This is a genomic window from Amphibacillus sp. Q70, from assembly GCF_052055485.1.
GTDB lineage: Bacteria > Bacillota > Bacilli > Bacillales > Amphibacillaceae > Amphibacillus.
In genome coordinates this window covers 2,567,049-2,590,259 of sequence record NZ_CP197171.1, presented here as the reverse complement: position 1 = coordinate 2,590,259, position 23,211 = coordinate 2,567,049, and the positions used below count along the sequence as shown (strand labels likewise).

20 protein-coding genes and 1 pseudogene are annotated in these 23,211 nt (G+C 35.3%); 7 read left to right on the top strand and 14 right to left on the bottom strand.

Going from position 1 to position 23,211, the window contains the following annotated elements:
• Positions 1–128 precede the first annotated feature (128 nt).
• Entirely contained in the window at positions 129–1,187 is a 1,059-nt protein-coding gene (ytvI, locus tag ACS127_RS11465; protein ID WP_440895180.1) for a sporulation integral membrane protein YtvI, read from the top strand.
• Between the two features lie 406 nt (positions 1,188–1,593).
• On the opposite strand, the gene ACS127_RS11460 is transcribed toward ytvI, so the two are convergent.
• Positions 1,594–1,872 carry a YlaN family protein gene (locus tag ACS127_RS11460; protein WP_440898122.1) on the bottom strand — a complete coding sequence of 93 codons (279 nt, stop codon included), beginning with the start codon at positions 1,870–1,872 and terminating at the stop codon, positions 1,594–1,596.
• Positions 1,873–2,012: 140 nt separating this feature from the next.
• The gene (locus ACS127_RS11455) at positions 2,013–2,267 is read right to left on the bottom strand and encodes a hypothetical protein (protein WP_440895179.1); all 255 of its coding nucleotides are present in this window, start codon (positions 2,265–2,267) and stop codon (positions 2,013–2,015) included.
• Between the two features lie 145 nt (positions 2,268–2,412).
• On the opposite strand from ACS127_RS11455, the gene ACS127_RS11450 reads away from it, so the two are divergent.
• Together ACS127_RS11450 and ACS127_RS11445 are read left to right on the top strand one after the other, a co-directional pair.
• Entirely contained in the window at positions 2,413–2,619 is a 207-nt protein-coding gene (locus ACS127_RS11450; RefSeq protein WP_440895178.1) for a YlaI family protein, read from the top strand.
• Positions 2,620–2,971: 352 nt separating this feature from the next.
• On the top strand, positions 2,972–3,592 hold the full coding sequence (locus ACS127_RS11445; RefSeq protein WP_440895177.1) for a YktB family protein: 621 nt from the start codon (positions 2,972–2,974) through the stop codon (positions 3,590–3,592).
• Positions 3,593–4,394: 802 nt separating this feature from the next.
• Here the strand turns inward: ACS127_RS11445 and ACS127_RS11440 are convergent.
• The 7 genes from ACS127_RS11440 to ACS127_RS11410 form a co-directional block, all read right to left on the bottom strand.
• Positions 4,395–4,664, bottom strand: a complete 270-nt coding sequence (locus ACS127_RS11440; protein WP_440895176.1) for a UPF0223 family protein — start codon at positions 4,662–4,664, stop codon at positions 4,395–4,397.
• 21 nt (positions 4,665–4,685) lie between these two features.
• Entirely contained in the window at positions 4,686–5,543 is an 858-nt protein-coding gene (locus ACS127_RS11435) for a polysaccharide deacetylase family protein (RefSeq protein WP_440895175.1), read from the bottom strand.
• Between the two features lie 103 nt (positions 5,544–5,646).
• Positions 5,647–7,053 carry a dihydrolipoyl dehydrogenase gene (gene lpdA, locus ACS127_RS11430; RefSeq protein WP_440895174.1) on the bottom strand — a complete coding sequence of 469 codons (1,407 nt, stop codon included), beginning with the start codon at positions 7,051–7,053 and terminating at the stop codon, positions 5,647–5,649.
• A 6-nt stretch (positions 7,054–7,059) separates the two neighbouring features.
• On the bottom strand, positions 7,060–8,676 hold the full coding sequence (locus ACS127_RS11425; RefSeq protein ID WP_440895173.1) for a dihydrolipoyllysine-residue acetyltransferase: 1,617 nt from the start codon (positions 8,674–8,676) through the stop codon (positions 7,060–7,062).
• A gap of 30 nt (positions 8,677–8,706) precedes the next feature.
• Positions 8,707–9,684, bottom strand: coding sequence for an alpha-ketoacid dehydrogenase subunit beta (locus ACS127_RS11420; RefSeq protein ID WP_440895172.1), 978 nt, complete (start codon positions 9,682–9,684; stop codon positions 8,707–8,709).
• A gap of 3 nt (positions 9,685–9,687) precedes the next feature.
• Complete coding sequence (pdhA, locus tag ACS127_RS11415; protein ID WP_440895171.1) at positions 9,688–10,770, bottom strand: pyruvate dehydrogenase (acetyl-transferring) E1 component subunit alpha; 1,083 nt, start codon at positions 10,768–10,770, stop codon at positions 9,688–9,690.
• A gap of 799 nt (positions 10,771–11,569) precedes the next feature.
• Positions 11,570–12,220 (bottom strand): YkyA family protein, encoded by a 651-nt coding sequence (locus ACS127_RS11410; protein ID WP_440895170.1) that lies wholly within the window; start codon positions 12,218–12,220, stop codon positions 11,570–11,572.
• A gap of 231 nt (positions 12,221–12,451) precedes the next feature.
• Here ACS127_RS11410 and def point away from each other — a divergent pair, with 231 nt between their 5' ends.
• The 3 genes from def (at position 12,452) to rnjA (ending at position 15,238) form a co-directional block, all read left to right on the top strand.
• Positions 12,452–13,018: a peptide deformylase gene (gene def, locus ACS127_RS11405; protein ID WP_440895169.1), complete on the top strand. Its 567-nt coding sequence runs from the start codon at positions 12,452–12,454 to the stop codon at positions 13,016–13,018.
• Positions 13,019–13,357: 339 nt separating this feature from the next.
• Positions 13,358–13,567: a DNA-dependent RNA polymerase subunit epsilon gene (locus tag ACS127_RS11400; protein WP_440895168.1), complete on the top strand. Its 210-nt coding sequence runs from the start codon at positions 13,358–13,360 to the stop codon at positions 13,565–13,567.
• A 3-nt stretch (positions 13,568–13,570) separates the two neighbouring features.
• The gene (gene rnjA, locus ACS127_RS11395) at positions 13,571–15,238 is read left to right on the top strand and encodes a ribonuclease J1 (RefSeq protein ID WP_440895167.1); all 1,668 of its coding nucleotides are present in this window, start codon (positions 13,571–13,573) and stop codon (positions 15,236–15,238) included.
• On the opposite strand, the pseudogene ACS127_RS11390 reads toward rnjA, so the two are convergent.
• The 5 genes and pseudogenes from ACS127_RS11390 to cbpB form a co-directional block, all read right to left on the bottom strand.
• Positions 15,225–16,358, bottom strand: a pseudogene (locus tag ACS127_RS11390) (transposase). The gene rnjA and the pseudogene ACS127_RS11390 sit on opposite strands and share 14 nt — an antisense overlap.
• 386 nt (positions 16,359–16,744) lie before the next feature.
• Positions 16,745–17,416, bottom strand: coding sequence for a potassium channel family protein (locus tag ACS127_RS11385; protein WP_440895166.1), 672 nt, complete (start codon positions 17,414–17,416; stop codon positions 16,745–16,747).
• Between the two features lie 180 nt (positions 17,417–17,596).
• Positions 17,597–19,426 (bottom strand): ABC transporter ATP-binding protein, encoded by a 1,830-nt coding sequence (locus tag ACS127_RS11380; protein WP_440895165.1) that lies wholly within the window; start codon positions 19,424–19,426, stop codon positions 17,597–17,599.
• Between the two features lie 23 nt (positions 19,427–19,449).
• Positions 19,450–21,198, bottom strand: coding sequence for an ABC transporter ATP-binding protein (locus ACS127_RS11375; protein WP_440895164.1), 1,749 nt, complete (start codon positions 21,196–21,198; stop codon positions 19,450–19,452).
• Between the two features lie 652 nt (positions 21,199–21,850).
• Entirely contained in the window at positions 21,851–22,339 is a 489-nt protein-coding gene (gene cbpB, locus ACS127_RS11370; RefSeq protein ID WP_440895163.1) for a cyclic-di-AMP-binding protein CbpB, read from the bottom strand.
• A gap of 212 nt (positions 22,340–22,551) precedes the next feature.
• Between cbpB and ACS127_RS11365 the strand changes: the two genes are divergently transcribed.
• Positions 22,552–23,010 (top strand): YkyB family protein, encoded by a 459-nt coding sequence (locus tag ACS127_RS11365; RefSeq protein ID WP_440895162.1) that lies wholly within the window; start codon positions 22,552–22,554, stop codon positions 23,008–23,010.
• Positions 23,011–23,211 lie beyond the last annotated feature (201 nt).

Sequence of the window (23,211 nt, the reverse complement as noted above, 5' to 3'; positions counted from 1 at the left end):
CAAAATAGTCTAATTTTATGTTTTTCATTATTAAAGTTTATAGGCAAAATAACTATTAAAATACTTTAAAACATGGTATATTTCAATAAGGAAAATTATTTCTTTTCAATTGAAAGTAGGGATCGTAATTGGCACGTTTATTAACTAAAAAACATTGGACATTTATCTTTTTAATCATCATTTCACTCTTCTTCTTTTTCTTTGTCTTACCCATTTCAATACCTTTAGTTATCGCCTTCTTTTCAGCGTTGATGTTAAATCCACTCATTCGTTTTATCGAAAAGCGGTTTAAATTAGGACGAAAAATAAGTGTTATCCTTATTTATTTAACTTTCATCATCTTATTAGGCTTATTAGGCTACTTTACTGTGACAAGTGTCATTAAACAGCTAGTCTCTTTAGCAGAAAATATTCCTGAATATATTGTTCAAATCAATCGCTTGTTGCTTGATTGGGGTGATGCTCTAGAGCGATTTATGATTGATTTGCCTAATGAGTTTGTTAATGAAGTGAATGCCGGGATTAGGAGTAGTGTAGATTCATTAACTAGTATACTCAGAGAAACCTTTCAAGTTGGTAAAGTTGCTGCCATTGTTGCAACGATACCAAATTATATCGTTAGCTTCTTGGTCTATTTAATCGCACTATTTTTATTTATGCTTGAATTGCCAATTTTAACAAGTCATTTCTATAATCTCTTTACCGAGGCTAGTGCAGAAAAAATTCAGTTTATGACAGCTCGATTAAAGCATGTGAGTCTTGGCTTCTTAAAAGGGCAGCTTTTAGTCAGTTTAATCATTTTCGCAGTATCCTTGATTGGATTATTTATCATTCTCCCTGAATATGCGATAATTATGTCTCTCATTATTTGGATTATTGACCTTGTTCCCATTATCGGTTCAATCATTATTCTTGCTCCATGGTCGATCTATATGTTTTTAACAGGATCTACGTTTATGGGAATCCAATTAGCTGTTTTAGCAATCATTTTATTAGCTATTCGACGTACGGTTGAGCCAAAAGTCATGGGTGTCCAAATGGGCCTTTCTCCTTTAGCAACCTTAATTTCAATGTACATAGGTTTAAAATTATTTGGTCTCTTCGGATTTATTATTGGTCCGATTGCCGTTATTATCTTCACTTCCGCCAAAGAAGTTGGAATTATTAACTTTAACTTTAAGATATAATCATGCCAATTAAATTAAGTATGTACAAAGAAGGCTGTTACACCATGAAGTTGGGCAACAGCTCTTTTTCTTTGTGGGATTAGAGCTAGGTTGGAAACCTTCTACCCAACTTTGCGAATTGAATATTTGAGTCAAACATCGGATCGGATAAATGTGCCCCCTATTCGACATTTTGACTTGTGATTTTGCTTAAAACCTCGAATTGAAGCACCTCATTTGGATCTTACTTAACTTTTTTGAATAGCAGCTAAGCTTATAGATTCTCCTAAATGGATATTAAAAGATGACTGACTGGGCAGTTAACACACGAAAAGAAGCTATCACAAGATGTACACATACATTTTGTAATAGCTCCTTTTCATCTATTCATATAAAAATTTGATGTTTAAAATAAGAACAACAGCATTTAAGACTGTTGAGACTTCTCATGAATTAAATTAAGCTGTTTCTCTAAATCATCTAGTAATGCCTTGCCCTCTTCTTCTTCGATTAATTCTAATCTTACCGCAAAGTCTATCTCTCTAGATAAACCAAACATATGCGTATCTAAAACCTCTTCATATAAAGGGCATTGGGGCATTGTTAAATTGTCCATTTGCACTTGAATAAGCTTCAAGATTTTATCAGCATCAGCCTTTAGAAGGGCATAGGCTTTATTAGCATGGGTTACTATGGCTTCTTGCATCAATTTTAAATCCCCTCCTCCAATCATTCCTTCCTTCATATTAATGCTTAATCAGTAAAAATGCAAGTCAAACCAATACTAGACCAGATTTAATTAGCTCAAATAACCAATGCAAATAACAAAAAAAACATTAATTCAATTTATTGCCTTACCCGATTATAATATTCAACACCATATTGTGAGCCCTCACTTATCATTTTAGAATTTTCCAGATCATCACTCAAAGGATCACCTGCCTGTTGAATGGGAAAGTAATTTTTATTCCGTAATTGAATGGGATGCTTTACATTATTTGGTTTCATGGGAATCTTTTTATAGCTATTTTTACCCACTAATATAAAGCTAACAAAGGATGCAGCTACTGCTATAAGCACTAAAAAAATATTTTTCTTCATGAAAACACCTCTTATATATTGTTATAAAAATTATCCCCTATTTTTAATCTATTCAAACTATTTCTAACTAAATTATCAATTGTTAAAAAGATATGTTAAACTATTAACGATCCAATTTTTCTATTAGTCATTTGAGGTGAGCGTAATGGATGTCAAATGTCCAATTTGTGATGAAGTTAATCACATTGACTATAACTCACCGTTAGCAAAACGCCTCCGTAATCGACGCAAGCATTTATATTTATGTCCTACATGCGATGAACGAATTGGCAAAAACACAAAGATAAGACATGCTACCGGTAAGTTTCATTTATACGAAGAAAAAAAAGAAGTCGATCCATATATTCAATAATGGTTCGGCTTCTTTTTTTACCACGATATAATTATTCTAGAGATAATTTCCTGATTTTTTCCAAAAAGCTAGCTCCTAATCCAACTCCCTCAGATAAAACGAAACTTCAATCAGTGGGAGTTTTACGAACAGTTATCTGTGATAAAAATCTTCATCTCAATGCGTCTAAAGCAAATTTTTATATTTCATATGTTAAAATATAAAGAGAATCTATAGCCACTGAGAACAATATACAACTATTTAATGGGCAAACTATTCATCATTCAGGATTTTGATTTAAGAGCTTGTGAAAAGCAAGTTTGAATTTCCTCGTCTAAACACTTTTAAAAATAGAGATGAAAGGGATGATTTAATGATAATGCCAAAATTCACCAATCAAGACTTTGATACATTTCATCTTGAAGGATTATCAAATAGAATGACAGCAATTCAAGAACATATTCAACCGAAATTTAAAACGATCGGCATAGAATTAACAGACTATCTAGCGGGGAAATTAGGTAATGAAATGTATTTACACATAGCCAAGCATGCGCGTCGAACTGTCAACCCACCCAAAGATACGTGGTTGGCCATTGCAGACAATAAGCGTGGTTACAAAAAACACCCCCACTTTCAGGTTGGCTTATTTGATGATCGGCTATTTATTTGGTTGGCTTTTATTTATGAACTACCAGAGAAGAAAAAAATTGCACAAGAATTTTTGAATCAGATCGATATCTTCGAGCAGTTAACTGATGATTTTATTATTTCTTTTAATCATATGGAAAAAGATTCAATTCCTATCAATGAGCTAACTTCTCAAAATATTCAACGCTTTAGAGATGTAAAGAAAGCTGAATTATTAATTGGGAAATACATTTTTAAAGAAAATGCCACACAATTATCAGGTCATGAACTGATGGATTTAATAAAAGAGAGCTACGATCAGCTAATTCCGTTGTACCAGCTGGGTAAAAAGGCGATTGCTTAATTAAAAGTTGGTCAAAATCAGCATGTTCTAGCAGACACCATTAATAAAAGGCATTGATGATCGCTTACCTTATTTGGCTCATTGAGCTTTTTGAACTTAAGTGGGCTAAACCAACAGTAAATAAACCGTTAGAAAAGCGACTGATATTCAATTAACTTGGATATCAGTCGCTCTTTTATAACTTAACTTTCACTCACCAAATAGAGAGTGTCAAATCGTTATTAAAAGCCACGAGATCGCATTTCGTGGCTAGAGAAAGAGGAGAGCATATCTCAACTGCGACCTTTCTCCCTTGTATCACGGCTGTTCATGTTTAGAATAATTCTTTTTGTTCTATTCCAAATTCTTTCCTACGATTAGTCAAGTATTATTTTTTGTGTCATTAAATCTATGGTACAGTAACCATTACGTGAATATCGAAGCTAATTCACCATCTTAACTTCCGCTTAGTAAAATTGGGTAGAGCTTCTATCCAATGTTTTGATTGAAATTGCAAGTCGAAAAGTCGGATAGAACACTTTTATCCGACTTTTTAAGTGAAAGCCCAAACTAAAATGGTGAATAAAGGCCTTCTATCAGACATTGCATATGAAATTCTAAACCAAAATGTCGAATAGAGGTCTTCTATCAAACATTTCACATCAAATCGCAAGCCAAAATGTCTGGTATAACCTTTCTAACCTACATTTCAAGCAAAATTCCAGGTTAAAAAATTGAATAGAGTGTATCAAACTTCCAATATTGAGAAAGAAAAAACTGTTGCACAACTTATTCATTGTGCAACAGCTTCTATAATAACTAACTATGGCATTGTTATTTGCTCACTGACTCCATTTCTAGCCTTTTTTACAGTATGGTACAATGAATAGCCAGATGCTTGTTCAAACTCTTTGCCAATCGTCTTTTCCTCACTTTTACTTGGAATAATTTCTTTAAAGGCACGATATTGATTTAACAACTCTGCTCTTGAAACCGAGCCCTGATAGGCTTTTTCAACTAATGCTAAAAATTCTACAACAATGATTGTCTCTTCAGTAGACCAGCTTGAATCAATGGGATAGTGGTAATCCATAAGTATTCTACCTCCCTAACCTTATTCAGAAATGGTTTGAATTAAATGAGGATCAACAAGTTCATAGTCTTTATCTCGAAGGCCTGTAACAATATCCTCCAAGGCCCCCGCTGTCCAATCCCGATCATGCATTAACAGGTTAGCACCATCAGTTAAATATTCTGTATTAACCATAATATCTGCTAAAGCTTCAGAATCCATATAATCAGCTTCCCAATCATAACCATATGTCCAATTCATCGGAACCATTTCTTCTTGTTCTACAATCTCAAAAGAAAAATCTGTATTTGCCCCATGTGGTGCTCTAAAGAATTTCGGACGTTCTCCAATAATTTCTTCAATTAAATCATTTAATTCAACAATTTCTTTTCTCTGCTCGTCCTCGGATATTTCTTGAAGATTTGGATGTGTATAGGTATGGTTACCAATGGCAAATCCCATCTCATGAATTTCTTTTAACATTTCTTGTTTTTCATCCGTTTCAATAAAGTGACCATTAACAAAAAAGATTGCTGGTGCATCAAGTTCTTTTAAGGTATGAGCCATATCCAGTGCATTTTCATCTACTGCATCATCAATAGTTAGTAAAGCGACTTTACTATTGGTCTCATCTGATATCGGCTCTACACGCCAACTCGTTTGATTTATCTGATACAATGGCTCCGTCTCTTCATCTTCCTGCTCATCAATATTTTCATCTAAATCAGTTTCTGTTGAATCATCCGTGTCCTGTTCTGGATCTTCATAATCACTTTCCTGATCGTCTTCATTTACTTCAGTTTCTTCATCATGGTTTGGTTCTTCTGCTTGTTCTTGACAACCTAATAAGATAAATATTAAGAAAAAGCTTAATATTATCATTAGCTTTCTCCACTTCATCAGCCGCACTCCCTTATTATTTTTTCTACTAATTAGTATAAATGATTTAATGATAAAAAAACACCAGTGATTCCTAAAGAATAACTGGTGTTTTTTCAAAAAATTACATAATATGAATTGGCCGGCCTACTGCAACTTCTGAAGCTTCCATAACAATTTCACCTAGAGTTGGGTGAGCATGAATAGTTAATGCTAAATCTTCGGCTGACATACCCGCTTCAATAGCTAAACCAATTTCAGAAATAATATCACTTGCGTTTGTACCAGCAACTTGACCACCTAATAGCAGCCCATCTTCTTTACGAGTGACTAAACGAACAAATCCATCTTTACTTCCCAAGGAAAGGGCACGACCATTTGCACCAAACGGGAATTTAGATGCTTTAACGTCATAACCAGCTTCTTTAGCCTCTTTCTCAGTATAACCAACTGAAGCAAGCTCAGGATCAGCAAACACAACAGCTGGAATGCCATTATAATCTATTTCTGATTTCTCTCCAGCAATGGCCTCAGCTGCTATTTTACCTTCATAAGAAGCTTTATGAGCAAGTGGTGGACCAGCAACAATATCACCAATAGCGAAAATATTATCTACACTCGTGCGACACTGTTTATCAATTTTAACTAAGCCTCGATCATCCATCTCTATTCCAATTTCCTCTAAGCCAATTTCAGAAGTGTTTGGATAACGTCCGACGGTAACTAATACATAGTCAGCTTCGATAGTTTCTTCTTTCCCTTTTGCTTCATAAGTTACTTTAACACCATTATCTGTTAATTCAGAGCTTTTCGCCATTGCATTCGTCACAATCTTAGCATTTTTCTTTTTCAAATGACGCTTAACAATTGAAGTCATATCTTTTTCAAATCCGCCTAGAATTTCATCCAATCCTTCTAAAATAGTAACTTCTGTGCCGAAATCAGCATAGGCAGCACCTAGCTCTGTACCAATATATCCTCCGCCAATAACAATCAATTTTTTAGGAATTTCTTTAAGTGCTAAGGCACCTGTTGAATCAAGAATTCGTTCTGAATATTTAAAGGATGGAATTTCAATTGGTGTTGAACCTGTGGCAACAATACAATCCTTAAAAATATAAGTTTGAGAACTCTTTTCATCCATGACACGAACCGTATTTTTATCAACAAAGTAAACTTCACCACTAATAATATCAACTTTGTTGCCTTTTAATAAACCCTCTACACCTGATGTTAGTTTATTAACAATACCAGCTTTCCATTCTTGGACTTTAGCAAAATCAACGGTTACATTTTCAGCTGTAATTCCCATTTCATCTGAATGCTTAGCATCATTATAGTGATTACCTGCTTCAATTAATGCTTTTGATGGAATACAGCCCACATTTAAGCAGACTCCACCTAAAGCACCTTTATCTACAATTGTTACTTTTTGACCCGTTTGAGCAGCACGGATGGCGGCTACATAGCCGCCAGGTCCTGCGCCAACTACTAGTGTATCTAATTCAATTGGAAAATCTCCTACTACCATATTCGATTACGCCTCCATCATAATTAATTGTGGATCGTTTAATAAACGTTTCACTTGGTTTAATGCAAATTGAGCCGTTGCACCATCAACGATACGGTGATCAAAGCTTAATGAAAGTGCCAATACAGGTGCTGCTACAATTTCCCCATCTTTTACAATAGGTTTTTCAGCAATTCGACCAATTCCAAGGATAGCTGCTTCAGGGTAGTTAATGATTGGTGTAAACCATTGCCCGCCAGCTGATCCAATGTTTGATATTGTACTTGATGCTCCTGACATTTCATCTGGCGAAAGTTTAAAATCATTAGCTTTTTGAGCTAATTCACTGATTTCTTTAGAAATATCAAAGATAGACTTTTTATCTGCATCCTTTACAACTGGTACAAGTAAACCTTTTTCCGTGTCAGCAGCAATACCAACATTATAATAATGCTTGTAAATGATTTCTTCAGTTTCATCATCAACTGACGCATTAATAATTGGGTATTTTTTCAGTGCAGAAACTAATGCTTTAACAACATATGGAAGATACGTTAACTTAATATCTTGTTCTGCAGCAATTGGCTTGAATTTCTTACGGTGTGCAACAAGTTCAGACACATCCACTTCATCATGTAATACAACATGAGGTGCTTTATGCTTAGAGTTAACCATTGCTTTAGCAATTGATTTACGAATGGTTGACATTTTCTCTCTAGTTTCTGGAAGATCACCTGTTGCTGTCTTAGTTGTTGCTTTTTTAGCTTCTGCTTTTGTTTCAGTAGCTGGTTTTTCAGCTTGCTCTGTTTTTGCCGTTGCTTGTGAAGAATCTTTTTGTTTACCATTGATAAAGTCTTCGACATCTTCTTTAAGTACACGACCATTTTTACCAGTACCCTTAACATTTGCAATCTTCACATCATGATCACGAGCAAATTTACGGACAGAAGGCATGGCAATCACGCGTTTATTCGTATCTTCATCAACAGATTCATTTTCTGCTTTCTCTGTAGTTTTTTCTGCCGTTTTCTCTTCTTGAGCAGGGGCTGATTCTTCCTCCTCAGATTCATATCCTTCAGCATAGATAGAAATAATCGTTTCACCAACAGTCGCAACATCACCTTCAGAAAAATGAACCTCTTTAACCGTTCCTTCAACTGGTGATGGGATCTCTACAACTGCCTTATCATTTTGAATTTCGCATAGGACATCATCTTCTTTTATTTCATCATCAGCTTTAACAAACCATTTGACGATTTCACCTTCATGGATACCTTCACCGATGTCAGGTAATTTAAAGGCAAAGACACCTTTACCGCTGTCAGAGCTTTGCGTTTGCTCGGGTTCTGATTGGGTTGCTTCTTGTTCATCTTGAGCCGAAGAGTCACTACCTTCATCTTCATATCCTTCAGCATCTATGGTAATAATTGTTTCACCAACAGTCGCAACATCACCTTCAGAAAAGTGAACGTCTTTAACCGTTCCTTCTACAGGAGATGGGATTTCTACAACTGCTTTATCATTTTGAATCTCACATAGCACATCATCTTCTTGGATTTCATCGCCAGCTTTAACAAACCACTTGACGATTTCGCCTTCATGGATACCTTCACCAATATCAGGCAATTTAAATTCAAATGCCATTATCGCTTACCTCCCTGGTCTTTTTATTTCCTAGTAGTTAATAACTTCGTTTACTTTTTCAACAATATCATTGTGATTGGGTAACCAAACTTGTTCTGCTGCTGTAAAAGCAAAAACAGTATCTGGCGCTGTTACACGTAAAACAGGTGCTTCTAAATGTAAAATAGCCCGTTCTTGAATTTCAGCGACAACTTGTGAAGCAACACCCGCTTGACGTTGCGCTTCTTGAACGACAACCACGCGGTTTGTTTTCTTAACAGATTCTACGATTGTTTCGATATCTAACGGAGCAATCGTCCGCAAGTCGATTACCTCAGCATTGACACCATTTTTCTCTAGTTCTTCTGCTGCCTTTATTGAAGCTTGAACCATAGCACCGTAAGCAATCAGGGTAACATCAGTACCTTCACGCTTAACTTTAGCTTTACCTAATTCAACTGTATATTCCTCTTCAGGAACTTCCTCACGGAAAGAACGATATAATTTCATATGCTCTAAGAAAATAACTGGATCATTATCACGAATAGCGGAAATAAGTAGACCCTTTGCATCATATGGATTTGAAGGAATAACCACTTTTAAACCAGGTTGTTGGGCCATCAAACCCTCCAGTGAATCAGCATGTAATTCAGGTGTTGCTACACCCCCACCAAATGGTGCTCTAATTGTGACCGGAGCATTCATTGTGTTGCCTGAACGATAGCGCAAACGAGCCATTTGACCACTAATTGAATCCATAACTTCATAAACAAAGCCGAAGAATTGAATTTCTGGAACTGGGCGGAAACCTTGAGTACTTAGTCCAAAGGCTAAACCACCAATACCTGACTCAGCTAATGGTGTATCAAAAACTCTATCTTCACCGAACTCATCTTGCAAGCCTTCTGTAGCTCGGAAAACACCGCCGTTTTTTCCAATATCTTCACCAAAAACCAGTACACTTTCATCTTTTTTTAATTCGGTACGTAACCCGTCAGTAATTGCTTGAATCATCGTCATTTGAGCCATGATTTACTTCGACTCCTTTGCTTTATATTCTTCCATTTGTTCTTCTAAATTAGCAGGAAGTGTCTCATACATATTACCAATTAAATCTGTCACTTTCTGTTTTGGTGTATTATCTGCTTCTTTAATCGCAGCTTTAATTTCTTCTTTGGCTTTTTCAATCACTTTGTTTTCCTCTTCCTCTGACCATATCCCTTTGTCTTCTAGGAATTTACGGAAACGAACAAGTGGATCTTTCTTTTCCCATTCGCTATCTAGATCTTCTGTACGATAACGAGTTGGATCATCCCCAGCCATTGTATGAGGACCATAACGATAGGTTAAGGTTTCAATTAATGAAGGTCCTTCGCCGTTTACTGCACGTTCACGCGCTTCTTTTGTTGCAACATAAACAGCCAAAACATCCATACCATCAACTTGGATACCTTCAATACCTGCCGCAACTGCTTTTTGTGCCAATGTCTCAGCAGCTGTTTGTTTTTCAACAGGGGTAGAAATAGCAAAATGATTATTTTGTACGACAAAGATTGCTGGTGAGTTAAAGGCACCTGCAAAGTTAATGCCTTCATAGAAATCACCTTGAGAAGTCCCGCCATCACCAGTATAAGCAATAGCTACAGCTTTATCGCCACGTTTTTTAATACCAAGTGCTACACCAGCAGCTTGAACATACTGAGCACCGATAATAATTTGAGGACTTAAAGCATTGACACCATCTGGCATTTGATTTCCAACATAATGTCCTTTGGAAAATAAGAAAGCTTTATAAAGGGGTAAACCATGCCAAATTAATTGTGGAACATCACGGTATCCTGGTAAAACAAAATCCTCTTTTTCTAAAGCATATTGAGAACCTAGTTGTGAAGCCTCTTGCCCAGCTGTTGGTGCATAAAAACCTAAACGCCCTTGACGGTTTAATGCAATTGAGCGTTGATCTAAAATTCTCGTATACACCATTCTTGTCATTAATTCTTTTAATTCATCATCTGAAAGTTCCGGCATCGCTTCTTCATTTACGATCTTACCTTCTTCATCCAGAATTTGAAACGTTTTAAATTGCTCTGCAATTACTTCTTTAGTACGTTTCAAAAGACTCACCTACCCTTTCCTACTTGTTTTTTTCTTTTTTTTATTAAATCAGCTATGATTTAAAAAAGTAAAATAGCACCTACCATTACAATACCCTTTCATCTCCTATTTTAATCTTTTTTGAGCAAAAGATTAAACTGTTATAATGAAAAAGCGAATAATGATTAGTACAATTTATTTTCTAATCTTAGTTTAGCCTATTATGAAACAACGGTCAATCACTTTGCTTAAACAACTTAAAAAATATTCAACCTTTTAGTTTAGAAAAAACAAAAAATGTGAACTGTTTCACTATTATTATCAAACTGTACTATTATAGATCTAATTGTGTATTAGTACTTCCACTCTTTTATAATATAAGCACAAAACATCAATAAATAACCGCTTTCATTCAATCAATTCGAAAAAAATATGGTCTGATTTAACAGACCATATTATTAATCGAACACACTTATTCCGCTAAATAAAGCGAAACTTCAATCAGTGGGAGTTTTCACTCTTCTCCCACTGATTGGGACTGGGACTGGGACTGCGATTACTCGTCCCACCGAAGATATTTGCGGTTACTCGCCCCACCGAAAACATTTGTTAGTTGAGTGAATCAGGACATTAGCTCACCTGATCTCCCGCCTATTATAGATTCATTTTCTTTCCCTATTCGAAGGACCACAGGCTAAAACCACCACATCGTGTGGGTAACGCCTGCGTGACCAACTTCGTGGGACTGTGGTTACTCGCCCCATCGAAACCCATTGTTGCCCCGAGTTTTACGGACGGTTATCTGTGATAAAGTATCACTTTATTCATATGTTATATTTAAATCAGATTGCTCATAAAACTCTCTTTTTTTCTCATTAAATGCATCTGTAGCCTCGTTAAAATCCAGATTTTTATCAATTATTTCTTGATATTGGTCATTTACTTTTTCAATTTGTTCCGTAAACTCAGGCTCTTCTAAATCTTCTCTTGATAATAATTGATACAACTCAACATCATAATCCAAAGATTGTTGGTAGGCACTGTGTAAAGTTAAAAAGGCCTCATATCTTTCTTCCATCAATTCAGTCATTTCAGTTGCAAGTGTTTGTAGTGTTTCGTCTTCTAATTCTTCAACTAACGGTTTAATTTCATCAAATTCAGCCTTTGACATTTCAATACTTTCTATCTCAGCTTCAATATGTTCTCTTCTTAATTCTATGGATTCTATCGCTTGTTCCGCTAAGTCATTTATTTGCTCATAATCATCAATACTTAATGTACTGATTTCCTGATATAAGTCTTGTTCTTCTTGCTCCAATTCGCTAAGAGGCTGTTGTTGTTCCACAAATTCATTCTCTAATTTCACAGATTCCTCCATGTGTTCATACATAGTCTCTTCTGTAGATGAACCTGAACATGCCCCTAACAATAAAGCACTTAATAATAATATAATAATCGATTTAAAACGCACTTTCTTGCCTCCATTCATTGTTTCTCTTTGTTGCAATTTGACATATTTTAAATTAGTATAACACAATTAAAAGAGTAACTTGAAGCATTAACTTAAAAAAGAAAGAAATTTTATATTGGTTTTTAAATTATGCTCTTTTTGATTTAATATGTTAAACTAATCTACAGGAATAAATGGACGTGGTATTATTCTTAGTTGAATAACAGGCACCAATGAAGGAGTGAATAAAATTTGATTACAATGAAAGACATTATTCTCGAAGGACATCCTGTCCTAGAGCAGGTGGCTAATGAAGTCATGCTCCCACCCAATAAAGAGGATAAAGAAACACTAGAAAACATGCTTCAGTTTCTTAAAAATAGTCAAGATGAAGAAATAGCTGAAAAATATAACTTACGTGCAGGTGTCGGCCTTGCAGCACCACAATTAGGGATTTCTAAACGAATGTTCGCTGTACATTTTGAAGATTTACAAGGAAATACTTATAGTGATGGGTATTTCAATCCGAAAATTATTAGTCATTCAGTTGAAAAAACTTTTCTTGCTAATGGTGAAGGCTGTTTATCTGTTAATCGAGAAGTGCCTGGATATGTTTCGCGCTATGCTCGAGTAACAATATCCGCTACAAATTTAGCCGGACAACAAGTTAAACTACGCTTGCGTGGCTATGCAGCTGTTGTTTTTCAGCATGAACTTGATCACCTTAATGGCATTATGTTCTATGACCATATTGATAAACAGGATCCTTTCCTGATTCCTGAAAATGCCAAACCATGTGATCTTCAGGGAGATAAATAACTGTTTTAAACACTAAGTCCATGTATATCTTTGTTCTATTAGGTGAAAAATATAATTTAACATGTAGAGCTTAAGGAATTTTAAATGTTTCTGTTTCCAAACTTGCCAATTCATACTATACTATAAATAAGAGGATCGGATCGGATGATATTAGCTTTTTGAAAGGGGCTGTTTAAACCATGTTAAGACGGCTAAAAGAAAAGCTTCGAAAAAAGTTGAAAAAATTGTTAAAACAGGATCGTGTCACGAATGCTTAATACCAACCAGCGTTATTCCAGCTAGTGCATCAAAGGAATCTATTTGCTATGTAAAAAAAGAAAGAATTGAAGGAGAGATTGAATGATTTTTAAAATACTTTATCAAGAACAAGAAAATGAAGTACCCGTTAGAGAAAACACACAAACACTATACTACCAAGCTGAAAATGAACGACAAGTTAGGCAAGCACTAAAAGACCGCCAAATTAATATTGAATATATCCAACCATTAGATGATGAACATCTTGCCTATGAAAAACAATCCGAAGATTTTATTGTGGAGAATAACTAGAAAATGAAATTTGTTAAAAATGATCAAACCGCAGTATTTGCTATTGGAGGGTTAGGTGAAATCGGTAAGAATACCTATGGCATTCAATTCCAAGATGAAATTATTTTAATTGATGCCGGTATTAAGTTCCCGGAAGACGAACTTTTGGGAATCGATTATGTTATTCCCGATTACACTTACCTTGTCCAAAATCAAGATAAAATTAAAGGATTATTTATTACCCATGGTCATGAGGATCATATTGGTGGGATCCCATATTTATTACGTGAAATAAACGTTCCTATTTACGCTGGTAAGTTAGCGCTTGGTTTAATTAAAAATAAGTTGGAAGAGCACGGTTTATTGCGAACTGCTAAACTACACTCTTATCATGAAGACGATGTTATTAAATTTAGAAAAACATCGGTTACGTTTTTTAGAACAACACATAGCATTCCTGATTCATACGGTGTCGTTATTAAAACACCTCCTGGAAATATCGTTCATACGGGCGACTTTAAATTTGACTTTACTCCAGTTGGAGAACCAGCCAATTTAGCAAAAATGTCCGAAATTGGTAATGAAGGGGTACTCTGTTTACTTTCGGATAGTACGAATAGTGAAGTACCTGGTTTTACAATGTCTGAACGTGTGGTTGGTGAAAACATTGATGAAATTTATAGTCGAGTGAATGGTCGATTAATTTTTGCCACTTTTGCTTCCAATATTCATAGGTTACAGCAAATGGTAGAAAGTGCTGTTAAACACAATCGTAAAATAGCTGTTTTTGGTCGCAGTATGGAAGGAGCCATTGCAATTGGCCGGGAGCTAGGTTATATTACTGCTCCTGACGATACATTTGTTGATGCACACCAAATAAATCGTTTACCGGCTAATGAAGTGACGATTCTTTGTACGGGCTCTCAAGGAGAGCCAATGGCTGCTCTATCAAGAATAGCTAATGGAACTCACAGACAAATTCAAATTATACCTGATGATACGGTTGTCTTTTCATCATCACCTATACCAGGTAACACGGTAAGCGTGAGTCGAATGATTGACATGCTATCTCGTGCTGGCGCAGAAGTGATTCACGGCCCTCTTAATAATATTCACACTTCTGGTCATGGTAGCCAAGAAGAGCAAAAATTAATGCTCCGTTTATTACGTCCGAAATTCTTCATGCCGATCCATGGAGAATATCGTATGTTAAGAGAACACACAAAACTTGCAGAAGCTTGTGATATTGATCCTAGTCATAGTTTTATTATGGATAATGGTGATGTACTCGCCTTAAGTAAAGATGAAGCACAAGTAGCTGGCAAAATTCCAGCCGGGACGATTTATGTAGATGGTAGTGGAATTGGTGATATTGGTAACATTGTTTTACGTGATCGTCGGATCCTCTCCGAGGAGGGACTTGTCATTGTTGTCGTCAGTATTAACATGAAAGAATTTAAAATCGCCTCCGGTCCAGACATTATTTCTCGAGGATTCGTTTATATGCGCGAATCAGAAGATCTAATCAATGAAGCACAGAAACTAGTGTCTAAACACATTAATAAAGTAATGGAACGTAAGACAACTCAATGGTCAGAAATTAAGAATGAAATTACAGATACAATTGCGCCATTTTTATTTGAAAAAACAAAGCGTCGACCAATGGTCTTACCTATTATTATGGAAGTATAATTAAAAGAGGCTGGGACAAAACTAGTCTCAAAGAAATAAAAAACAGTTCTGTTTATGGATTTTTTGTAAACAGAACTGTTTTTTATTTATGTGATTGTTTGAGAACCTAAGGTTCTCAAGGTTATTGGCAGTGAATTTTCTTAAATTCACTGCCAATAATGCAAATCCTAATTCATTATGTGCCTTGGATTCTCCCCGTACAGATAAACGAGTGAAACCCAAATTAGCTTTCAAGGATCCAAAGAATGGCTCAACATCTATTTTACGTTTACGATAGATCTTGCCTGTTTTCTCATCTGAAAGTTTTTCTTTCACATATTCTTTTTGACTTTCCCATTTTTCATTATGATATAGTCTGCGGTTGGTCCCTGCTTTCGCTTTTGTACACAAATCTCTGAAAGGACATCCTGTGCAATCTTCACATTCATACACTTTAAACTGCCGTTTAAAACCATATCGATCGGTTCGGGTTGATTCATAAAGATAATTTAATCGCTTGTCATTTGGACAAACAAAAGAGTGCGTGTCAGAATGATAGTTCCAATTTGCAGTATTAAAAGGATCTTCTTTAAATTTCCTTTTCTTTTCTTTCTGGTATTGATTGTATGTTATAAGCGGGATGCGCTCTCGTTGATTTTATACATCATCATAATTTTGTTCACTTCCATAACCAGCATCGGCTACAATATACTTTGGTCATGAAAAGTAGTCTTTTTCAATCGTATCAAGAAACGGGATGAACGTTCGCGTATCTGTTGGATTTGGAAAGAGATCATAAGTTAGAGCGTACTGGCCTTCTGTTGCGATTTGTAGATTATACCCTGCTTTTAATTGGCCGTTTTGCATGTAGTCATCTTTCATCCGCATAAACGTGGCATCATGATCTGTTTTCGAATAGCTATCCGGAAAAGACCGATTGTGTGTACGCACACAAAATGATTTTCATCATCAGACGTGGATGATAGGCTGGACATGCTGTTTTACGCACAAATACTTCTAAGGCTTCATTTGGGATACTTTCAACTAAATCATTGACTGCAAAGGCAATATCATTTTCTTGTCATTTAATTTCTAAATCTAAAGGCAAAATCACTTGATCTATGGTATAATGTTTAAACATAAGAGCACCTTCGTAGATTATTGTGTCGATACTTTAATTTTACCAAAAGGAGCTCTTTTTGTTTACTATTTTTTATTAAAATAATCAATTTATGATACTTTTAGAGAACGCCCATCAAGTGTTCGAAACGGCGGGTGGCGACTCCTGCGGGAATGATCGTGTCCGAAGATCCGCTAATAAAAACTTGTAAAGTTTTTATTAGCTAGCTGAGGCCGATCCCGCGGAAAGCGTCCACCCAGAGTGGAGAACTTCTAAATTAATTAAAGCATGATGAACCTATTTATATCTTAACTATAAGAAAAGGGAATCCAGCATTTACTGAATTCCCTTTTCTCATTTTAGCTGAGTTTTGTCCCAGCCTCTTTTTTGTAATTTTAAGTCGTTTTTTAATCATCAATGACTAATTTCTTTTCTAACCTTGAAATATCCTTATCTGCTCCAATGATTATAAGTATATCTCCCGACTCAATTTCGTCCGTTGCTAATGGAGAGATATTCATTTCATTTGTTGCATTTGATTTAATCGCTACAACGTTACAACCGTAATTGACTCGAATATCTAAATCCACTAATGTTCGGCCAATCATCTTGTTACTTGCTTGAATTTCAATAATACTATGATCATCGGACAACTCTAAATGATCAAGAAAATTATTAGAAATGATACTACGCGCAATTTTCCGCCCCATATCACGCTCAGGATGAATCACCTGATCAGCACCAATTTTAACGAGGACCTTTTCATGATAATTATTCTGTGCTTTTGCCGTAACTTTTTTAATCCCAAATTCTTTCAAAATCAAGGTCGTTAAAATACTTGCTTGAATATCTTCACCAATCGCAACAATTACATGATCAATATTTCGAATCCCTAATTCCTTTAATACTTTTTCATCTGTTGAATCTGCAATAACTGCATGGGAGGCAATATTTCTGAATTCACTAACTTTGCTTTCTAACAAATCAATCGCTAGCACATCCATTCCTTCCTCACTTAATTCACGACAGACACTTCCTCCAAATTGTCCTAATCCAATAACGGCATACTCTCTTTTCATATGCTTCCTCCCACCAAACGGAAAATTCAATTTATTCTATTTCAATATTAAATTAAATCCAGTCTTTTGACAACTTAGACTTACTGAAGTTAGTCAATCGACCTTGTTTGACAAATTTTTATAGCTAAGCTGGCACTAAAAAAGCGGTTAAAATGAATAACCATTTTAACCACTTTGAGCTTATAATTCTTCAAGCATTTCGAACTGTGATCTAACAAGGTCGTAATATTCTCCCTTTTCAGCTACTAATTCTTGGTGACTTCCTTGCTCTAACAGACGACCATGCTCTAAAACAATAATATTGTCTGCCTCTCGAATAGTTGAAAGCCGGTGTGCGATCATAATCGCCGTTCGACCTTTTAATAGTTTACGAAGTGCCTCTTGGATTTTCATCTCAGTTTCTGTATCAATGCTTGCGGTTGCTTCATCTAAAATTAATATTTTAGGATCGGCGAGTAAGGCCCGTGCAAAAGATAACAACTGTCTTTCGCCAGCAGAAAGAATACTCCCTCTTTCTTCTACTTCTGTTTCATATCCATTAGCCAATCGCATAATAAACTCATGAGCACCAACAACTTTAGCAGATGCAATCACTTCATCATCAGTGGCTTCTGGCCGACCAAAGCGAATATTTTCCATAATTGTACCTGAAAAGATGAAAGTATCTTGTAAAACAACACTGATATTATGTCTCAGACTGTCCAAGGTTACATCTCTTAAATCATGACCATCAACACGAACAGCACCTTTAGTTGGATCATAAAATCGGCTGATTAAATTTGCTATCGTTGACTTCCCTGATCCTGTATGACCAACTAAAGCAACAGTTTGCCCTGCCTCAATTTCGATAGAAATTTCATGTAAAGCAACTCTATCCTCCTCGTATGAAAATTCTACTTTATCAAAGATAATTTGACCTTTCATATCATCAAGGACTTTAGCATTTTTCTTCTCTTTAACAGAAGGACGTTCATCAAGAAATTCAAAAATACGCTCTGATGATGCCATAGCTACGAGTAATTGATTATAAATTTGCCCTAAACGGGAGATGGGTTCCCAAAACATACCTAAGTAAAAAGCAAAAGATACAAATGTCCCGATCCCAATCGCTCCACTAATAATTAATGAAGAGCCATAAGAAATGAGTATAACCGTACCAATCGCATTACTCATTTCAACGAAAGGTCCAAAGTAAGCACTTTTTTGCATCGCTACTCGTTCAGCTTCGAAATTATCTTCATTTACACCATTAAAATACTCAGCATTTTCAACCTCTTGTGAGAATGATTGGGTAATGCGAATCCCTTGAAGACTTTCATTTAGGTGAGAATTTAATTTAGACTTTTGTAACCGAACATTTTGCCAAGCTCTCCTAATATTTCGACGTAATTTTGTTGAAATATAGAACATGATCGGTAGAATAATCAGAACTGCCAAAGCGAGCTGTGGACTTAATGATATTAGAATGACAATAATTCCAATCAGCATAAAAACATCCATTAATAAGTTAATAATCCCATTTGTGAACAATTCTTGTAAAGAGTTTACATCGTTTAAAATACGGACAAGAATTGAGCCTGCTGAACGTCTGTCAAAGAAATCGTGGGATAAGTACTGAACATGGGTAAAAAGCTGCTTTCTTAAATCATAAATGGTTCTTTGACCCAAGACATTAACGATTTTAATCCGAAAATGGTTGGCGATATAATTAGCTATATAAAGACCGATAACCAATACAATTAAATAAAATAGCAGCCGAACATCTTGATTGGCGATGGCACGATCGATAACATATTGTCCAATAATAATTGGGACAATTAATCGCACAAGCATATTGACAAATACCGCAGCAAAAGCAGCTGGTAATAATGTTTTCGCATAAGGTTTAACATAGTTTAGAATACGCAACAATTGCTTCCAGTTAAACGGTTTCTCTATCGCTTCATCTTGTGGATAGTAAAAACGATTAACATAGGGATTTTTTTTCTGACTAGCTTCTTGTTGACTCAAATAACTCACTCCTTTCTCAATCTTTAAATTGCTCCTGTGATCGCTTCTTTGTCTTGATATTGAATATCATAAATGCGTTGATAAGGGCCACCATTCTTCAACAATTCCTCATGTGTTCCTCTTTCAACAATAACTCCTTCATCCAAAACAAGAATCTCATCAGCATGTTTTAATGATGAAATACGATGTGCGATAATAAATGTCGTTCTATCTTTCATGACTTCTTTTAATGCCAACTGAATCTTAAATTCTGTTTCCATATCTACCGCAGATGTTGCATCATCAAGAACAAGAATACTTGGATCAATTAATAGTGCACGCGCAATCGAAATTCGTTGTCTTTGACCACCAGATAATCCCATTCCTCGATCACCTAACATCGTGTCATATCCCTTGGGCATCTCCATAATAAAGTCATGTGCTTGTGCTCGTTTAGCTGCCCCAACAATGTCCTCCATTGTTGCTTCGGGATTACCAAAGGCTATATTTTCTTTGATCGTCGTTGAAAATAAAAAGGCTTCTTGAAGAACAAAACCAATCTGTCTACGAAGAAATTTCAAATTATAATCTGTCGTCAATCTACCGTCAATATACACTTCACCATCTGCCGGCTCATAAAAACGCGTCATCAATTGCGTAATACTTGACTTTCCTGCACCCGTTGCTCCGATTAATCCAACGACATGACCTGTTGGCACCTCAAAACTAACCTCTTTAAGTGCCGGATCATCATCTTTAGTATACTTTAATGTTACATGATTAAATCTGACATGCCCGTCAATATGATCTACTGCAAGTGCATCATCATTATCAACAATATCCTCTTCAGCTTCTAAAATATCCAACAAACGTTCACCAGAAGCTTTCGCTTGTGAAAATTGGTTGACGATAAATCCTAAGTTCATCAATGGACCAACAATGTAATTAACTAAGCTGAAGAAAGCCACTAATTCACCTAAGTGCAAATCTCCACTAATTACGAGCCAGCCACCAAAGATAAGCAATGAGACCATCGCTATATTCCCGATTAACTCCATAAACGGAAAGAATTTAGCCCAGATATGAGATGTTGTTATATTAACTTCTCGATATTGTTCATTATCAGTTGTAAAACGTCCAATTTCAAAATCTTCTTTTGATAATGACTTTACTGTATTCATCCCACTCACATTTTCCTGAATTCGCGTATTTAAGTTACCTAATGATTTACGTACGCGACGAAACGCAGGGTGAACTTGTTGATCAAATTTCCTAACAACAACGATTAGAAATGGCATAACAGCCATAGTAAGTAAGGCAAGTGGAACTGAATAGTAAAACATCACCGCTAAACTTGTCGCGATTAAAAAAATAACACGAATCAGCTCTTTTAAACCAGCAGCGAGGAAAAATTTAAATCCTTCAACATCCATTGTTAATCGTGACATCAAATCACCAGTACGCGCATTGTCATAATACCTAAACGATAGTCGTTGTAATTTCTTATATAACGTATCACGCAAATGGTAAACAGATTGAATACCAAACCGATCACCTAAGTACTGTTGGCCAAAGTTCGCAAGCCCTTTGATCATCATAATAAGGATAAATCCAATTGATAATAGTGGAATTAAACTATAATCTCCCTCTAAAATGACCTCGTCAATTGTAATTTGTAAAATAATAGGATACACAACCGTAATTGCAGTCACAATTAAGACAAAAAACAATGAAAAAATAAAATATTTTTTATAAGGCCAATAAAATTGCTTTAATTTTTTAAACGTCTCCATCTTTACTCCCCTCCCCAAAATCTCTTTTTCATAACTATTAATATATCGAGTTCCGAAATAAATTACTAGCCCTTTGGCTTAGATTTATTGTTATTTTTGCAAAATCCGTCTTAAGGCGGAAACTAATTCTTACTATTTAATTTTCCCCTCCAGTTTCATTACCCTTTTTTAAAATTTTAAAGCTTGATCATAATAAAATTTATCGGACTCTAGTATCGGCTCAACAAGTCAGTTAAACTCCATTACAATTATTTGTCTCATCATAAACTTTTACTCAAATATGAAGCAAAAGAAAAGCTCAAACGCTGTTACTTTAATTAAACATGAGGGTGGAACGAGTAACCGCACTAAGAAAGGCTATGAAGTAGTTGTAATGCAAGAATAAGTGTCTTACTTATCCTGAATCTCGGTCCCACGGAAAGCGGAACATATCTCATCTGCGACTCTTCTCCTCTATATTACATGTGTTCATGTTTAATATCATTCTTTTACTTTTGTCCTAGTATCTTTTCTTACCATAATTTCTTGTCATGAAAAAACAGGAGAACTCTATCTCTCCTGCCTTCCGTGATGATAGGATCATCATTGAGTATTCACCATCTGCCAAGTGTTTTACCCTGACTTATTTAACCCAATACAATCCTTATTATACTCATTTTTCTTTTATAGCAAATTCAGATTTATAACGATTTAGAGCATCTTTATTAACGTGAAAATATTGATTCAACTGCTTTAACACTGATCTTCTTGTTACAATTCCATCAAAAAAGTGTCCTTGATCAACAATACAAACAAATGCATGATTTATTAATGCTTTTAAACAAGCAGAGAAATCAGCTGATTTCTCTAAACAAGGTATGTCGGTAAGCATAGCATGTTCAACAGTTGTTGTAGACAGGTTTTCAATTTCAAAACGTTCTATTCCTAAAATTTCATTTAAAATCGTATTTTTTCCGATTATCCCCTTAAATCTATATTTTGAATCTAATACAGGTACAGCTGAATAACCGGATTTAACTAAAATCAACAGCGCATGTTCCAATGGATTATTCAATTGAACATGTGCTACTTTCTCAGATGAAATCATTAAATCTTCAGCTGTTAAATCTAGTAACGTACGTTCTTCTTTAATAAACTCCATTTCCCACTCCCCTTGTCTAGCAATTGAGGAAGATTTTCACGTTTTATTCTCACGTATTTAGTTTATCATAAAAAAGATTGTAGAGAAATGAAATGCCCACTCATTTTATCAAAACTTAAGCAAAATCACAGTTACAGTAGTTTTAATGGGCTTTTCATGCTAAAATGGATTTATCAATTTACAGATGGTCTTCTAGGGGAGGTAAACTTTTCGTGAATCATGAGATCAGTGAAATTGCCAAAGCTATTTTTATTATTAATCGTCATGCTAAAACAGCACTAAATCCCAATGAACTATATTCAATGAAAAAACAAGCCATTGAAAAACTTTTAAACGAGGAGCAGGCAAGGAAAATAGGCCTTCACTTTTCAAAGCGACCGAAACTTAGCAAGCAGCATTCTACTGTACTTGTTCAAGTCGACAACTACTATTTCCATATCCCTCCGAATAAACAGGATTTCAAAAATGTTAAACACCTCGGTGAACTAGATCAAAATTATCGAAACCCTAAAACGATCATGTCACTGACACAAGCGCGAAGAATTATTTGCCAGTATTTAAATATACCTTTTCGAAAGCGACAAAAAAAAGAGCAAAAAACTTCTTATTACACACCTTCTTCGTTAGGAAAGTGGAATTATTCTTACTATCAGAATAATAAACGCAAATGAATTTATTTTATGCTACTTGACTTAAATCATGAAAAATAAGGAACTATTTTAAATGGTTTTCCGTACTATTTTTTTGTATAATAACTGTATAGATAAAATCCCTGCCACTAGGCTAAATAAATATAAGTATAGCTTAAAGTCTAGGGGGACAAGGTCCTCCAACCACCCCTTTATTATCAAAAAAATAATAAGGAAAGTGAA

Bases quoted from the DNA above. Each gene is read 5' to 3' on its own strand.
- ACS127_RS11375 (WP_440895164.1), bottom strand. From the start codon at position 21,198: ATGGAGACGTTTAAAAAATTAAAGCAATTTTATTGGCCTTATAAAAAA.
- ACS127_RS11425 (WP_440895173.1), bottom strand. From the start codon at position 8,676: ATGGCATTTGAATTTAAATTGCCTGATATTGGTGAAGGTATCCATGAA.
- lpdA (WP_440895174.1), bottom strand. From the start codon at position 7,053: ATGGTAGTAGGAGATTTTCCAATTGAATTAGATACACTAGTAGTTGGC.
- ACS127_RS11445 (WP_440895177.1), top strand. From the start codon at position 2,972: ATGATAATGCCAAAATTCACCAATCAAGACTTTGATACATTTCATCTT.
- rnjA (WP_440895167.1), top strand. From the start codon at position 13,571: ATGAAATTTGTTAAAAATGATCAAACCGCAGTATTTGCTATTGGAGGG.
- ACS127_RS11435 (WP_440895175.1), bottom strand. From the start codon at position 5,543: ATGAAGTGGAGAAAGCTAATGATAATATTAAGCTTTTTCTTAATATTT.
- ACS127_RS11420 (WP_440895172.1), bottom strand. From the start codon at position 9,684: ATGGCTCAAATGACGATGATTCAAGCAATTACTGACGGGTTACGTACC.
- ACS127_RS11385 (WP_440895166.1), bottom strand. From the start codon at position 17,416: ATGAAAAGAGAGTATGCCGTTATTGGATTAGGACAATTTGGAGGAAGT.
- ACS127_RS11455 (WP_440895179.1), bottom strand. From the start codon at position 2,267: ATGAAGAAAAATATTTTTTTAGTGCTTATAGCAGTAGCTGCATCCTTT.
- ACS127_RS11460 (WP_440898122.1), bottom strand. From the start codon at position 1,872: ATGCAAGAAGCCATAGTAACCCATGCTAATAAAGCCTATGCCCTTCTA.
- cbpB (WP_440895163.1), bottom strand. From the start codon at position 22,339: ATGGAGTTTATTAAAGAAGAACGTACGTTACTAGATTTAACAGCTGAA.
- ACS127_RS11450 (WP_440895178.1), top strand. From the start codon at position 2,413: ATGGATGTCAAATGTCCAATTTGTGATGAAGTTAATCACATTGACTAT.
- ACS127_RS11440 (WP_440895176.1), bottom strand. From the start codon at position 4,664: ATGGATTACCACTATCCCATTGATTCAAGCTGGTCTACTGAAGAGACA.
- ACS127_RS11400 (WP_440895168.1), top strand. From the start codon at position 13,358: ATGATTTTTAAAATACTTTATCAAGAACAAGAAAATGAAGTACCCGTT.